Origin of the sequence: Candidatus Acidulodesulfobacterium acidiphilum, from assembly GCA_008534395.1 — a bacterium.
GTDB classification, from domain to species: Bacteria; SZUA-79; SZUA-79; order Acidulodesulfobacterales; family Acidulodesulfobacteraceae; genus Acidulodesulfobacterium_A; species Acidulodesulfobacterium_A acidiphilum.
Map to the genome: position 1 here is coordinate 15196 of SHMQ01000002.1, position 14582 is coordinate 29777.

The 14582-nt window shown below is 35.5% G+C and carries 15 protein-coding genes and 1 CRISPR repeat array; all 15 genes read right to left on the minus strand.

Annotated features, from left to right (window positions below; translation table 11 throughout):
* Positions 1-13: 13 nt before the first annotated feature.
* Complete coding sequence (locus EVJ48_01305) at positions 14-2464, minus strand: conjugal transfer protein TraG (GenBank protein ID RZV40154.1); 2451 nt, start codon at positions 2462-2464, stop codon at positions 14-16.
* 14 nt (positions 2465-2478) lie between these two features.
* Positions 2479-3030: a hypothetical protein gene (locus EVJ48_01310; GenBank protein RZV40155.1), complete on the minus strand. Its 552-nt coding sequence runs from the start codon at positions 3028-3030 to the stop codon at positions 2479-2481.
* Positions 3031-3110: 80 nt separating this feature from the next.
* Positions 3111-3917, minus strand: a complete 807-nt coding sequence (locus EVJ48_01315) for a hypothetical protein (protein ID RZV40156.1) — start codon at positions 3915-3917, stop codon at positions 3111-3113.
* Entirely contained in the window at positions 3914-5200 is a 1287-nt protein-coding gene (locus EVJ48_01320; protein ID RZV40157.1) for a hypothetical protein, read from the minus strand. The genes EVJ48_01315 and EVJ48_01320 overlap by 4 nt, the downstream gene beginning before the upstream one ends.
* 3 nt (positions 5201-5203) lie before the next feature.
* Positions 5204-6127 (minus strand): hypothetical protein, encoded by a 924-nt coding sequence (locus EVJ48_01325; GenBank protein ID RZV40158.1) that lies wholly within the window; start codon positions 6125-6127, stop codon positions 5204-5206.
* The gene (locus EVJ48_01330; protein ID RZV40159.1) at positions 6090-6644 is read right to left on the minus strand and encodes a hypothetical protein; all 555 of its coding nucleotides are present in this window, start codon (positions 6642-6644) and stop codon (positions 6090-6092) included. The genes EVJ48_01325 and EVJ48_01330 overlap by 38 nt, the downstream gene beginning before the upstream one ends.
* On the minus strand, positions 6625-7200 hold the full coding sequence (locus tag EVJ48_01335) for a hypothetical protein (GenBank protein RZV40160.1): 576 nt from the start codon (positions 7198-7200) through the stop codon (positions 6625-6627). Before EVJ48_01335 ends, EVJ48_01330 begins: the two co-directional genes overlap by 20 nt.
* Before the next feature lie 6 nt (positions 7201-7206).
* On the minus strand, positions 7207-7536 hold the full coding sequence (traL, locus tag EVJ48_01340; protein ID RZV40161.1) for a type IV conjugative transfer system protein TraL: 330 nt from the start codon (positions 7534-7536) through the stop codon (positions 7207-7209).
* The gene (locus EVJ48_01345; protein RZV40162.1) at positions 7496-7882 is read right to left on the minus strand and encodes a hypothetical protein; all 387 of its coding nucleotides are present in this window, start codon (positions 7880-7882) and stop codon (positions 7496-7498) included. The genes traL and EVJ48_01345 overlap by 41 nt, the downstream gene beginning before the upstream one ends.
* An 80-nt stretch (positions 7883-7962) precedes the next feature.
* Positions 7963-8796: a hypothetical protein gene (locus EVJ48_01350; protein ID RZV40163.1), complete on the minus strand. Its 834-nt coding sequence runs from the start codon at positions 8794-8796 to the stop codon at positions 7963-7965.
* Positions 8797-8827: 31 nt separating this feature from the next.
* Positions 8828-9142 (minus strand): heavy metal-binding domain-containing protein, encoded by a 315-nt coding sequence (locus tag EVJ48_01355; protein ID RZV40164.1) that lies wholly within the window; start codon positions 9140-9142, stop codon positions 8828-8830.
* Positions 9143-9220: 78 nt separating this feature from the next.
* Positions 9221-9931, minus strand: coding sequence for a TlpA family protein disulfide reductase (locus tag EVJ48_01360; protein ID RZV40165.1), 711 nt, complete (start codon positions 9929-9931; stop codon positions 9221-9223).
* Positions 9932-10008: 77 nt separating this feature from the next.
* Positions 10009-10695 (minus strand): hypothetical protein, encoded by a 687-nt coding sequence (locus tag EVJ48_01365; protein RZV40166.1) that lies wholly within the window; start codon positions 10693-10695, stop codon positions 10009-10011.
* 22 nt (positions 10696-10717) lie between these two features.
* A CRISPR array of direct repeats spans positions 10718-11608; the repeat unit is 30 nt; unit sequence CTTTTAACCCCACATATGTTAAACTTATAC.
* Positions 11609-11713: 105 nt separating this feature from the next.
* Positions 11714-12772, minus strand: a complete 1059-nt coding sequence (locus EVJ48_01370; GenBank protein RZV40167.1) for a hypothetical protein — start codon at positions 12770-12772, stop codon at positions 11714-11716.
* Between the two features lie 31 nt (positions 12773-12803).
* Positions 12804-14576, minus strand: a complete 1773-nt coding sequence (locus EVJ48_01375) for a hypothetical protein (protein ID RZV40168.1) — start codon at positions 14574-14576, stop codon at positions 12804-12806.
* Positions 14577-14582: the final 6 nt, after the last annotated feature.

Genomic DNA, 14582 nt, shown 5'->3' on the forward strand with positions numbered 1-14582 from the left:
TACCTCCTAAAAATTAATTTTTATTTTTTTCTTTTGCATTGTCTTCGGCTATAACCGACTCTATCGCCTGAACCATGCTTAGCCCCTTATCGGTATATTTCTTAAGTCTTAACTTGTCTTCCATGAACGTAGTAAACAGATAATACATAAACCTATCAACCATTATCCTTGCCACTACTTTTACGCCGAAAGGCGTATTAATAAAAACTTCGGAATGATAAGGCTTAAAATTAGAAACCGACCTTAAAACGTGATAATCCATTTCGGAAAAACTTATTAATTGAGAAAGTTTTAAAGCGTTAATAGATTCTTCCGTCTGTTTTAAAAAGAATTTCCAAGAGCTTGAGTTTATAATAACCCTGCCGGCTCTTGATATAGATTTTTCGTTTACCGAATAAATATCGTCAAAGCCCTGAGTAGCTATAACTATAGAAGCTCCGTGCTTTCTGAAACGCCTGTACGCCTGTTCTATAAAAATATCAATCTTATGAGACGTGCCTAAAAATTTATGCGCTTCGTCGATAAAGCATATTACTCTTGATTTAGAAATACCGCCGTGATAAGTTTTATTCGTTAAATGAAATATCATAATCATAATAACGGCGTCTCTTAATTCCTGCATATTTTCGATAGTATCAAGTTCCATAACGACGTAAGGCTTAGTAAAATCTATAGAAGATTTTCCGGTAAAAAACTTGCCGTAAATTCCGGTAGCGGTATAAGGTTTAAGCTGCTGCCCAAAGTTCTTTAACTCCCTGTCTTCGCTGCCAAAAAACCATTCAGATATATGCGTTATTTCGAGTTTTTCTTTATACTCGTTCCAAAGCTCCGTCAATGCGCCGTCGATATATGACTTTATTAATTTTTCCACTTGGTCGGAATAGTCTTTTGAGAGCGAAGCGCCTATAAAATAAATAAAATCCCTCAGATATTCCCAGTTCTCCTCAAAATCTTTCTGCGTTTTTATTTCGGAAAAGGGGTTTATCGATATAGGATTATTAAGGTTAAATTCTATCCACTGTCCGCCTATTGATTCGCAAAGCTTTTCGTAAGAACGCCCTATATCGAACGTAAAAACCGTATCGCCCCTTGAAAGATACATAAGCGTTAAATAGTTTATAAATACGGATTTACCGGCGCCGGACGTAGCGACTATATATCCGTTGTAATTGTCAGGAGAATCGAATAAATCAAACTCCATTAACTGTCCCCTTCTCGATATTAAAGGGATCGTCGGCGTCTTAGTCCCCGCCCAGTCGGCTTCTGAAGGTATAAACTGCGCCGCTTCGTCGGTGAAAAGCGTTATGTAATTTTCCGTAATAGTATAATATTCGCTGTTCATTGCCATAGGCAATGACGAAAAGAAATTGACGGGGACTATTCTTGCGACGTGTCCGAGCTTAATTCTTTGCTGCGGCGCCCCGGAGTCCCAATAGGACTTTACCGTATCTACGCTTCTTTTTACCTCTTTTTCGTTTTTTCCCGAAACAAGCACGTTCAGTGAAAACTGAACGAGTTTTTGTTTCTCTTCTATTTTCTTTACAGTATGTAAAGCATCCGCTTTCTTCTTATTATGTCTTGGAAATAAATTTGCAGGCATATCCTGAGCCATTGTAGCAGACTGCCTGCCTTTAATACCCGCCGCTTTTTTATTTGAAATCATGGCAAAAGAAGCAGTTATTATAAAAGGCGTATAAAATTGCTGCTTATCGACGTTCGGAGTCAAATAATCGCCCAACCTCGAAGAAAACATCCAGATGTTTGTTTCGTTAGGCAGATGCACCGGTTCTAAAGAAGCCCAGTAAACGCCGTCCGATATAACGTATTTTTTATTTCTCGTATCTATTAAAGTATCGGGGGCAAGCATTTGCCTTGCAAGAGGCACTCTGTCGTCGTATTCCGGTATATCCCTGAAGTCGTGGTTCATGTTCAAAATTTCATAAACTAAAGCTTGAAATTCGGAAGGTTTTACGTTTCTCGGATAATAGCCTTTAGTACTTAAAATATTTTCTATGGATTCGGTAATCATACTAAGCCTGTCGAGGCTTTTTTCCATAGTAATAGAAATAAAAAGCCTGTGGTTTTTAAGCTTCGTTTCCATAAGATTGTTGATTTTATCCTTCGTCTTATTATCCAAAAAATCGACGTAGTTTTTTATAAGAGCGCCGTATAAAGGTTCTTCTTTTGCCCTTTCTTTTTGCGAGGCGAATATATCAAGTTCGTTTGTAATATTAGGGGAGCCGTATAACATAAACTGTATTATGGCACCGGGGACGAGCATATCTAAAATGGATTCAAAAGCGGTAGTATCCGCCGCTACTATAGAGGGGGATAATTCAAGTATGCTTCCCGCTATTCCGTCATTATGAATATAAATACGCTCGTCTTCTTTATACCATGAATACGGCAATACTTCGGAAATATGCGTATATTTTGAAGCTGTATCTTTTAGCAACGGCTGCATTGTTTTTTCTCCTGTTAGCGTCTGATTCTGAACATATTTAACTTGTCGTTTTTATATTTTTTAAACAAATAATTTCCGTAAAGCCATCTGCCCGAACGAACGACTACGAATATATCCTGTCCGCTATGAAACGTTTTTTTAGAGGAATACGGAAGTATCCATATCTTTTTAATTACCGCAGGAATATATAAAGGCGGAGTGCTTGTTTTAAGCATATATTTTAGAAGATACTGCGATACTGATATAGATTTCTTAAAATTATATTTACCCGCCTTAACGGTTTTAACGCCGCTATTTCCCATTTCTTCGCAGGCTTTCGTATGTCTTAAGGATACGGGGCAATTAACTTTTGCCTTTTTTTGTTTTTCTAATTTAGCGTATAGAGCGGGATGTAGAGACGCCTTGTAATTAGTTACCAAAGACGAACAGTTGCCCATATCGGATTTTGCCTCAGGACAAGAATAATTACTTGAATACGGAAGCATAGCGCAACCGGAAAAAGCAAGCATCACAAAACCTACGCCTGCTAATATTCCTGCTATTTTAAATTTTTTATTTTTAAGCATTTTATTGACACCCCGCTTTAATTAATTTTTTCTTTTTAATTTTAACCGTCTTGATTTGTTTTTCTTTTTCTTTATCCATATTATTTAAAATTTTTAAAGATATTGCTCTGAATTTTCTTGACGTTTACGGTTTTAATACCTAAAAGGCTGTAAATTTTACCTATATTAAGCCCTAAAACCGCCTGATTTTTTATTATGAAATACGGCACTCCGAAAATAGAGAATTTTTGCGCCAAAGCGGTATCATATTCAAGCCTTTTCATCGCATAGGTAGACTGCTTGAATTTAGGCGGTATATTGCCAGACTTGGTTAAATAAACTTGTTTTACCATTATCTTGTTTAATAAGGCCACTCTTTGTTTATTATTTAAATGCTGCATTTTAGTAAAATAATAGAGTTCCATTTCTGTAGAATGCGGATGTATGGACGGCTGCGGTATTAAAAATAAATATCTCGTCATTTTATTTCTTAATCTTTTCGACTCTGTGGTAAGTCTTTCAAACGCCCTGCAATAAGGACAGTCTATATTTGCAAATTCTATTACTTTAACCGGACCGTGTCCTATCTTAATGGCTTTTGCCAAATCAACGTATTTTGCAATCTTTTCCGCTTTAGACGCCTGAATGCCCGCCATAGATTCGTTAGTTAAATTCTTGCCGGTATTAGTCCAAATCTGACCGAATACTAAGAGTTTTTTAGACGGATAGACGTAAACTATCTGTCCGTTAGGCATTAAAGCCCCGTAAAGTCCTTGAATAGGCGTAGTTAAAACTTTAGAAATTTTGGTATGCGGTAGTATTGCTTGAATAGTATTTAAAGATATAGCATAAACATTAACCGTTAAAGAAAATACCGCCATTAAGGTTAAAATAAATAATTTTTTCATTTTTTAGCCCCCTTTTTATTAGGTTTATTATTAGATTTATTGCTTTCGATATTATTTTTATAAGTCGCATAAAATCCATGCGTTAATACCAGCGTTAATTTTCTCCCTGCGCCTACGACTACCACAGGCATCATAGAATTCGCCATTTTAGAATAAAATTTAGAGAGTTCTCCCGCAGCAGTACTTAAACCTTGACCTAATCCCGCTTCGCCTACGTTAGACGGATTAATAGTAGAAGTAGAACCTAATGCCGAATAGCTCATAGTTTCCGACTGCATACTCACGACATTGGCAAACCCTTGCATAATTCCCGCCATAAACTCTCTTGCGAGTATTGCTCCCTGTTTCGTTACGACCTTGCCTCTTAATCCGACTTTGCCGTGTTCGCCTACGATATAGCCTTTAATAGGAGCGGATATATGTTTATTCCCGCCCTTGACTATACAGGACAAATCGGTAGTCCTTAAATATACCCTTTCGCTTGAGAGCGACCCGTAACCCTCGGCTATAACGAAACACCCTTTCATAGATAAGCGGTATTGGTTAGGCAAAAACGATAAATTAGTAAGCCTTATAATCGTAGGATAAGGATTAGACTTGCCTTTCATACTCGCTGGGGCGTCTAAACCGTTAAGAAGGATCCCTTGAGTAAATGTTCCCGCCGGAACGTAAAAACCCCCGATACTTTTTTTTTTATTTTTTTTGGTATTCTTGGGCGAAGAATTTAAAATAGTATTAATAGGGTTTGTTATCGGCACTATTTGAACCTGCGGCTTTTTGCCGGGGACGGGCGGAGACGCAAATTTAGAATTATTATTGTTGTTGTTAAACGGAAGCGGCGGCGTAAAGACCCCTCTTGGCGGCTGATTAGGCGTTTTACTTACGCCTTTTGCGCCGTTCGTAGAATGAATTACCGCAACGTCATGAAGTTCTTTTTGATATACTTTATTCTGTTTTTCTAAATTTTTTATTTCGGCGTTATTTTCCTGAAGCTGGTTTTCGCCTTTTGCCACCCAGCTTTGCTTAGATAATTTATTGACGTTTATTATACTTGCTACCGGAGATTTTTTTGTCTTAAGCATAACAGGCCTGTTTCTCATAAATAAAAGAGCTATTACTATAACAACAACGGCTACGCCGCTAAACATCGCTATTTTTACGAATAACTGCCACGACTTTTCGGTTTTAAACTTAGAGCGTAAATTAGCTATAAAAGCATTGCCTTTCTTTTCGCCGTCTTCGTCGTCGTTTAAGTCGTTATTTAAATTCAAATCGTCAGACATATTTTATTCCCCCATGATTAAAAGTCTTGTGAATGTATTTTTAAACAGATGTTCGTTGGATAAAGAAATAGCAAGGATATTGCTCTTTAGATAAAGAAACTCTTTATTGGATAAAGAAATTTCGTTATTAGAGAGATTTTTAATTAAATATTCGTAAACGCTAAATTTACCTTTATATTTCTTTATAAGTTTTATCGCTATTTGCGGATAATTGGATTTATAAACTATATCCGTTTTTTTAGGCATATACCCTTTAGGAATCCGTTTTGCGTAAATATCCCTGAATACTTTTGCCACGTATTTAGAAAAACCGCCGCTTGAATGAAAAGAGCGACTTTTTTGCCCTAAAACGCTGTTTACGTAAATAGTCTGGGGCGGAATATTCTTAGGAATAAGGAGCAGCGATACTACGGAATTTCCCGATTTAAATAAAACCGAACTCGGTATTTTAGGATATACGACTTTTTTAACCGCTCCGGATTCTATCATATAGGGAGAAAAAACGACTACGGCGTCTTTGCCGTTTAACGTTATGGAAACGTCGCCGGTCTTTGACGTTCTGGCATAATCTATATAATGATTAAAGCTGATTCTGTTAATAAAAGCCCTCGACAGATAAATCGTCTTGGTCTGACCGGATTTTACGCTGATATGGACCGCATTTACCGTAGCCGGTAGATTTAATAACTTTTTATTTTCGACAGGCAACGGCGGAAGCGCAACATTAGTTTTCTTTTGAACGGCATTGTCCGTTTTTTTAGGACGGCTACGCCTGCCCTTTATGCCTCCGCTTTTTACTTTGGGGGGCGCGGGATACAAAGGACGAGCGTAACCGCTCGGAGGTGCTGCGAGAAAAAAAACGGCTAAAGAAAATAAAAATAAATAATGCTTAATATGCTTTCTTTTGATATGAAATAGACTGGACATAAAACTCTCCGTTTTTAATTAAATATTTTATTTTTAAGGTTTTTTGATAGCTTTTGCTCTTATCCGTTATTACCCTTATAAGAGTTCCTCCGACGTAAATAATATGATGTTTAACCTTTATAGTCTGAGGAAAGAACGCCTGAGAAACTGAAAGCGTAGCAAGCGCTTTCATCTGCACTAAAAGTTCCGTTTTTAAAGCATTATAGTTAGGCGGATAGGCAAATTGCAAAAAAAGGTTGAGTTGCGTTTTATAATTGTGAGGCGTTAAATCTAAAAGCGTCTGGGACAAATACTGCCCCATATCTATAGCGTACCCTTTAGAAACGTGAGAACCGCTCACGTAAAAAGCTTTTTTCACTTTAGGCGGCAATATTATAGTCTTTGAGTTGCTCGTCAAGCGGAATATCATAAACATCTGAACGATTATAACCAAAGACATAGCGATAACCGCTATCCTCATAGTCCAAGTCTGCAAAATCGCTCTGTCTAATTCACGTTTAAAATTTTTCCATTCCATAAATAACAACCCTTCTGTCTTTGAGATTGATTTTAGAGATATAGCAACATTTGCCGTATCCGAATATTTTTATATTTTTAAGACCCAAAAATCGTTCTGCGGTTTCGGCTCTTTCCAATGCCAATTTATTGTTGTACGCTTTTGTTCCGAAGTGATCCGTATAGCCGGTTATAGATTTCACTTTTATTTTTTTTCCGGCTATAAGCTTTTTAATTTTATTAAGTTTTTTTGAAAGCATTTTATTTATTACAAATGAATTAAATTTAAATCCGTAAACCGTTAATTTGACGGGTTTAAACTTAACAACATGTATGGCGCTTGCGTTTCCTTTAAGCAAATACGCCATCTTTTTTAAAGCTCCCGCTACCGAACCGTCCGCCGTCTTGCTAACCGGCTTTTGAAACTTCGTTAAGCTTTTATTTCTTTGAAATACGTAAGTTAATGACGGCACGTATGTTGCGCCGTAGTTATAAGCCCGCTGTCTTGTCTTCGCAAAAGCGTTTCCCGCAAAGACAAGACAGACCGTTAAAGCTATTAATAAGATTTTTTTCTGCATTCTTTTTTACCTGATGATAAATTTTTGATACGCTTTTATATTTTTTTTTACGTTTAAATAGCCGAACCAGTACGAAAAATGGGTAAAATACCCTTTGATATTTTCCTCTTTAAATTTTGCGTATTTAGCCGCTATTACGACTCCTATGAGAGCCCCGAAAATAGCCTGATGAAAAATAATAATACTGCCGAAAGTAAGCAAAAGTATTATTATTCCTTCCTGCATTTCCCACCAGAGAAATTGGATAGGGGCGTCTATGTATTTAGGTATTCTTTTAAATTCCACGCTTACCTCCTTAGATAACAGCTCCCGCCAAACTGGCGCCCATCGAAGCAAGACTCAATACGATTTCCGGTATAAGAAAGAAAACTATGATAGCAATGATAACGACTACGAAAACCGTCCAGTGCTTGGATATCATCATTACGACACCAAAAAGCCCCATTAATATCGCTACTATAATACCAGGTCCGCCGTATATGAAACCCATTATCGTATTATAAAGGTCAGAAAAGCTGCCGCTTGTTACGTTTACGGTCGCAGCGGTAACATTTTTACCTATTAAAGCAAACGCAAATAAAGCTAATACGGTAAACATCAATAAAATTCTTGCCTTTGTGTTTTGTTTTAAATTCAATTCAAAGTTTGAAATTGAATCGTTGATTTTTTTAACTGTCTGCATTTTTTTAACTCCTTCAAAAAAGAATATTAATTAAAATAAAGCGGCTTTTCTATTTACGAAAAAGAAAAGCCGCTGAAAGTTTAAAAATCGTAGTGAACGCCTATCTGAACGCCGTACTGATGAGTCATGGAAGACGGCTCGTAAAATACGTTGCTCGTGTTTGAATGTTTAAAAAACAAAGCTGAATAATAGATGTCTCCGACTAAAGAAAGATTATCGGTAAGTCTGTATCTTGCGCCTTCGGCTACCGTATAACCGTTCTCTCCGGATAAGTTAAACTCAAGATTATTACCGATAAAATAATCGCCTATAAACCCATGCAATCCTTTAGTAGTGGCCGTTCCGTTAAAACCGTCAAGATATTCAAGTTTAAATACGTTAGAAACCTTAGGCGTAAAAGCGTAAATGTTTTTATACGTAAGACTTAAATATTTGACCTGATAGCTTTCGTCATAACCGGTTGCTCCTCCTGAAAAAGACGAATTAGCCGCCATAAAGTCGTGATTCATATCGCCCAAAGACAAATATAATTCATTCTGCATAAGCCCATTCATAAGACGCGGATCAATACCTGCGCCAACTGAAAAATTATTTAAAGCATAGTGAACATTACCCGTCGTGGCCGTTCCGCCCTGCGTGGCGCCAGTATAAGTTGCGGGAACATAACCAAACGAACCCCTTAAAGATAAGAGAAATAAATTATTGTGGTAGTTAAACCTCTGGACCAAAGAATAGTTAGTCCCCGAATCTGAATCTCCCGCCGTCTCGCCGTAAGCGAAATGTCCTACGCCTACTTTAGTGTTAGACGTCCAATAGGTATAACCGTGGGCGTAGCTTGTAGCCGCAAAGGTTAAACTTAAAACCAAAGCCAAAGCGACCGATAAAAACTTTTTCTTAAACAATTTTTTTCTCATAATACCTCCGTTTAAAATTAATTTTTATTTTTTATACAACAACTGCCGTTCCGTAAACCGTGACCGCCGTTATGTAATCGTTACTGTTTGAAACGATATTCTGCACGTCGATTCTTATGCCTTCTACAGCGTTTGCCCCATTATCGCTGGCATTTGCCGTCATTTTTTCTATCGCTTCTTTGATAGTCTCATCCGTCGAATTTGCAAACACATCAAGAAACCCGCCTTTTTTGACTTCGTAGGAACTTTTAAATGAGTCAATAAACTTTTCCGAATAAATTGCCGTTCCTCTGACAATGCCTTTTACTTCTTTTACGTTTTCTAATTTTGTGCTCGATAATTGCATAAAGCCTCCTTTAAATTTAAATTAATTAAAAAATATCATTTTAATAAATCTATGTCAATACATAAATTAATAAAAAAGTTATTTTGCTTCAAAACGCAATATTTTCTGCACTACGGCGTTAAGCAAACCGCTTGTAAGCTGTCCCGTCCAATGAAAAACTATTTTATGGTGCATTATAAAAAACGATTGAGGAACTTCGTTTATTCCGCCGTAGTCTTGCAATTCCAAAATATTTGCGTGGACTATAGGATAAGTTAAGCCGTCGTCAAACTGTTCGACGAAGTTTTTGACTCCGTTTTTAAGGACGTTTACGTTTATGCCTATTATCAATACGTTCTTTTTATTTCTTTTATAAAATCTATTAAGCATAGGCAATTCCGCCCGGCAAGGCGGACACCAAGTAGCCCAAAAATTTAATATAATTACTTTTTTATGGATTTTGTTTAAATCGATATATTTATATCCGGAAAGTTTAGGGTTAAACACGTTGCCTCTTATATTTGGAGCCTTTGGCGTATAAGCGTAGGATTTTTGAGATAAAGCAAAAAAGGCGAGAAATAAAACAATTAACGAAAGAGCAGTCTTAAAATAACTTCTTTGTATAGTATTTTTTTTACGGACCAAATAAAAATTTTTATAATGTTGATATATATAATGTTCTTTCGTTAAGGAATCTACAATATCCGATAAAACCTCTTTAGAAAATTTTGACTTCGACTGTAATGCCGTAAAAGTAATACCCGGATTTTCCGATATAATCTTGCAAACTAATTTTTGATAACTATCCACGTGAGCCTCCTTTTATTAAGGTTATAAAAAAAATATCATTTTAATAAATGTTTGTCAATACAAAAAAATAATATAAATTAAATAACATTAGAAATTTGTCCAAATCCAAGTCCCATTTTATATCCTAAAAATTCAGGCAAGCGATAATTTGATATAAAAGATAAATACATAACAGGCAAAATTTTGTCTTTATATTTAATATTTTTAAAAACGAATTGATTATTTTGATTTTGAAAATAAATTTCTATTTTATCTAACAAATCAAATGGCAATTCGCTATTTAAATATTCTTTTGCTTGAAAAATAACGCTGTCTATTATTCTGCGCTTAAGATATTTTATAAAATCGGTTTTATCGCTTTTTTGGGAAACGTTAAACAATATCTTATATTCGGTATTATTAACTCCCAGAACGAATGGCGTTCTGCTCTTATAAAATACCATTTCCTTTTTATCTGCAAACGATAGGTAATTGTCGTAACTTACATCTACCTTATTGATTTTTTCGCCGTAACAAACAAAATTTCCTGAATTTAATTTATTGGCTAAATCGCCTATAACATCTATAGACTCTTTATCTGATTTTGCAAATGTGATTTCAAAAATATTTCGATAAGGTTTAGAATAAATAACAGGCGATAGACCCTTACCATGATACATAACAAAATCTTTATCTTTTTCATCTGCGATAGAACCAATAAAATTTCTGATATCTCTTGAATCAAAACCGGATAAATTATTTGATAACGTAACTTTAATTTTCATAAAACCTCCTAAAATTAATTTTATTTTAACCTCACATATGTTAAACTCATACTACGATACAAAATGGTATTCTAATCCAACCTATTACTTTTAACCCCACATATGTTAAACTTATACGCGCAAGGCACGCAGGGAACGCAGCTTGTAAATTCCCTCTTTTAACCTCACATATATTAAACTCATACCTATTTAAATAATCCCTTATAGAACGTCTGATAGACTTTTAACCTCACATATATTAAACTCATACAGAGATGCATCCTTGTCTCATATAGTTGATGGAGAATTCTTTTAACCTCACATATGTTAAACTCATACGAGAATTTTCGTCTCAAATTATTCCTGAAGAACCCGACTTTTAACCTCACATATATTAAACTCATACTCTCGAAAATCGACACGCTCTTTTAGTCGGTGTCAGCTTTTAACCCCACATATGTTAAACTTATACCGGTTCTTCTAATGTATGAAACCGGCGCCCGTATCGCTTTTAACCCCACATATATTAAACTCATACTCCGCCCAAACCGATGCCGAAAAATTTTTTATGACCTTTTAACCTCACATATATTAAACTCATACACAAGTCATCTTATAAATTGTAATTTCAGCTAATCCCTTTTAACCCCACATATGTTAAACTCATACGTTACAAGGACGATATTAAATTTCCGGCGATAACTACTTTTAACCTCACATATGTTAAACTTATAGTAAACGCTATCCGTTTCCATTATCAAGCCCTTACAAACCTTTTAACCCCACATATGTTAAACTTATACCAAGATTTTTTATCGACTTTACTTTGAATATCTTAACTTTTAACCCCACATATGTTAAACTTATACTTGTAGTACCTGTAGCAAGTTCGGCGTTCGACATTCTTTTAACCCCACATATGTTAAACTTATACCCAAATTTTACCAAATGAAATCAAATAACTGCCGACCAAATCATCTTTTTTCGTCTGTCGCACTTGAGTAATGCAAAAATATCAGAAGAGCGACAGACAATCAAATTATTCCTGAGCATCATCATCGGCAGATGTTTTAAAATATTTTTCTATATTTATGTTTTCTGCGGATATATTATCAAGCCATTTGTCCGCCTCCGTAATAGCCTTCCGTTGTTCGCTTGTATATTGCGGTTTCACGTTTACGTTAAACGTATATTCATCGTCAGACCGGGACTGAAGAAAAGGATTGCCGTAATCTCCGTCTATGAACATATCGTAATTGATTACTCCCCAGCTTTTTTGGGTAGAACCTACCCTCGCCGCAGCAAAAATCTCAAGCGTTTTTAGAAGTAAACCATATTCATATTCTTCAATTAGGTATCTGTCAGGCAATTGCATAATCGAGCTATGCAAAGTTATGCCCGGGACGATGTACTCTTTGCTTATCAACATTTGTATGGAAGTCTTGTCATCTTCTTTATCTACTTTTATCTGTTCCTGATAGGCTTGTAATTCCTCTAATGTAAATACTTTCGTTGCAGTTACGGAAACATTTCTTAAATCGTCCATATGCGCTATGTTCATTTCTTGTATATACGACGGTTTTTTAATATCAAAATTTATCGTCCTATGATCAACTTGTTTTTCAATTATATCAGTAGTAGGTATAAAGTTATTAATGGCTATTTTGCCAGAAATGATAAGTCCTGTTCCAAATACAGATATTACGGGATTCAACTTTCTTATTTCATTTAAATCTTTTGCATTTCTTTTCGTTTGCTTTTTATCTTTATTCTTATCGGCGTCGACGTCGTTGTCACTCTCGCTTTTATTGTCTTTATTTTTTTTCTTGTTTTTTTTCTGGTTTACGCCGCCTCCATTAGACATCAAAGAAAAATCGGCGGGCGTAAGCTTTATGCCCTTGGATAGGGCTTTCTCCAACAAAAGCTCAGTCATAATCCTGCGCAATTTTCCGTTTACTCCGTTTGCAGGCAGATAACCTACCTCGTAAAGAGTGTTCCCAATACACACAACTAATTTTTTGATGTAAATGTTGCCTTTGTCGGCACTATCGATAATGCCTACCGGTGTTTTAGTGACTGCCCTAATGTCAATTCTCATAATTTGATACCTCCATAAATTAAATTTAAAATTAGATTAATTTGCCTATGTTTTTAAAAATTCTATTTAATCTGGCTTTGATTCTTTCGTCGTTTATTCTTGCGTCAAGTATGTATATATCGCCTTTATCGTCAGGTCTTCTCTGAAGCCTTCCGAGACTTTGGCGGGTTATAAACAGCATGTCGTTATAAACGGTATTCCAGTAATATCCGTCATTGAAAGCTTTCTTGTCTTGCATGTCTTTGTCGTTGATCGGGGGAAATAAAAGTTTTGTTATATATAACTTTTCAAGTTCGTCTCCGGGCAAATCGATGCCCGTTGCATAAGTTCTCGTTCCTATCAATATTCCGCCCTCAAGTTTAAATTTATTAATAGTTTGGGCTTGCGTCATCGTATAGTCAGCTTTAATGATGTTTGTATTTGGCAAAAGTTTTATTAATGCAGAATGTAGCGCCTTAACTTCCGCATAACTTCCGGCTATTACCAACGAATTTTTGTTTTCAAACGTTTTATTTATGTAACTGGCTATGCCGTCAACCCATTCCGCATCCGGCGTCCCGTCGTCAGACATATTTTTATTTTTCTTTACAAGATAATCAGTGTGTATCTTGATATTATCCGTAGGAAATAGTCTTGGTTCGCTTTTAATTATTACTTTATCTTTTAGTCCGCTAAGACCAAGTTTTTTAATTATATAATCGCCGTTATCCATTTCTATGCTTTGAGAAAATTCTTTTTTATCGGCAGGCGGCGGGACAGTAAAAAGAGTTCCCGATACGCCGACAAATCCAGATAAACTTTTAAAAAAATTATATAAACCCGATTGAACGCTTTGCGACTGAAAATGGACAGTCGGATAACCCTTAGCAGGCGAATAATACAAAGAAATATTTTCTTCGCTATTAACTATGGTGTTAAGTTCTGTATACTCCTGTAAAAAAATCTTTGCGTATCTGTCGGTTTTTAGTTCTTTAATTAATTTCGTTAATTTTTTTCGAGACGACGCAAATTTAGTTAAATCGTCCAGATAATCTTTAAATAAGCGCTTGTCCGTTACATACGAGTCGATTTTATTTTCGTCCTTATATTTTTTAAGTAATACAGACGATTCTTTATAGATTTTACCGAGATATGTTTTTGCCGTTCTGTCAATTTTGCTTTTTCCTATTATTCTTTTTAGCGAAGTTGTAAATCGTGAAACAGAAAAACTCGAAGTAGAAATTAATTTCTGAGCTTCGTACATTTTATCCACTTCGTCGGACAATATGTAATATTCCGATAAATCGACGTTTTTATTGTATCTAAGCATTATAAGAAAAACATGATTGGTGATTGATACATCATATTCAGATACGCTGTCCAAATCTTGCCTGTTGTCTGCATGATAGATATTTGATACTACTAATTTGTCGTCGTCGTTTAAAAGGCAATTCCTGTACAACTCTTCAAACGTTATATTTTTATTTAAAGTTTTAGCGTATTCAATTACTTTATCCGGATACGTAAAATAAGAATAAAACTCGTCGTCTATTTTGTTTAAATCTAAATAATTTTCCGCTCCGATTACTATGCCTACTTTCAAATTAGGGAATCTTTCCTTGAAATCTAAAAATAGCTTGTCGGCTAAAGAATTGGTAAAAGTAGATATTATAACCTTCCTGTCTTTAAGAAGCTCCACTGCGATATGAGGCAATAAATAACTTGATTTGCCGAATCCGGTTGATAATTCATGCAAATGAATAAATTTTCTCCTTGCATTTTCTACTGCTATTTTTAAAATTTCCGTCTGCTTTTTGCTTAACATTTCATC

Bases quoted from the DNA above. Each gene is read 5' to 3' on its own strand.
- EVJ48_01350 (RZV40163.1), bottom strand. From the start codon at position 8,796: ATGAGAAAAAAATTGTTTAAGAAAAAGTTTTTATCGGTCGCTTTGGCT.
- EVJ48_01320 (RZV40157.1), bottom strand. From the start codon at position 5,200: ATGTCTGACGATTTGAATTTAAATAACGACTTAAACGACGACGAAGAC.
- EVJ48_01355 (RZV40164.1), bottom strand. From the start codon at position 9,142: ATGCAATTATCGAGCACAAAATTAGAAAACGTAAAAGAAGTAAAAGGC.
- EVJ48_01305 (RZV40154.1), bottom strand. From the start codon at position 2,464: ATGCAGCCGTTGCTAAAAGATACAGCTTCAAAATATACGCATATTTCC.
- EVJ48_01370 (RZV40167.1), bottom strand. From the start codon at position 12,772: ATGAGAATTGACATTAGGGCAGTCACTAAAACACCGGTAGGCATTATC.
- EVJ48_01325 (RZV40158.1), bottom strand. From the start codon at position 6,127: ATGTCCAGTCTATTTCATATCAAAAGAAAGCATATTAAGCATTATTTA.
- EVJ48_01330 (RZV40159.1), bottom strand. From the start codon at position 6,644: ATGGAATGGAAAAATTTTAAACGTGAATTAGACAGAGCGATTTTGCAG.
- EVJ48_01375 (RZV40168.1), bottom strand. From the start codon at position 14,576: ATGTTAAGCAAAAAGCAGACGGAAATTTTAAAAATAGCAGTAGAAAAT.
- EVJ48_01315 (RZV40156.1), bottom strand. From the start codon at position 3,917: ATGAAAAAATTATTTATTTTAACCTTAATGGCGGTATTTTCTTTAACG.
- EVJ48_01365 (RZV40166.1), bottom strand. From the start codon at position 10,695: ATGAAAATTAAAGTTACGTTATCAAATAATTTATCCGGTTTTGATTCA.
- EVJ48_01310 (RZV40155.1), bottom strand. From the start codon at position 3,030: ATGCTTAAAAATAAAAAATTTAAAATAGCAGGAATATTAGCAGGCGTA.
- EVJ48_01335 (RZV40160.1), bottom strand. From the start codon at position 7,200: ATGCAGAAAAAAATCTTATTAATAGCTTTAACGGTCTGTCTTGTCTTT.
- EVJ48_01345 (RZV40162.1), bottom strand. From the start codon at position 7,882: ATGCAGACAGTTAAAAAAATCAACGATTCAATTTCAAACTTTGAATTG.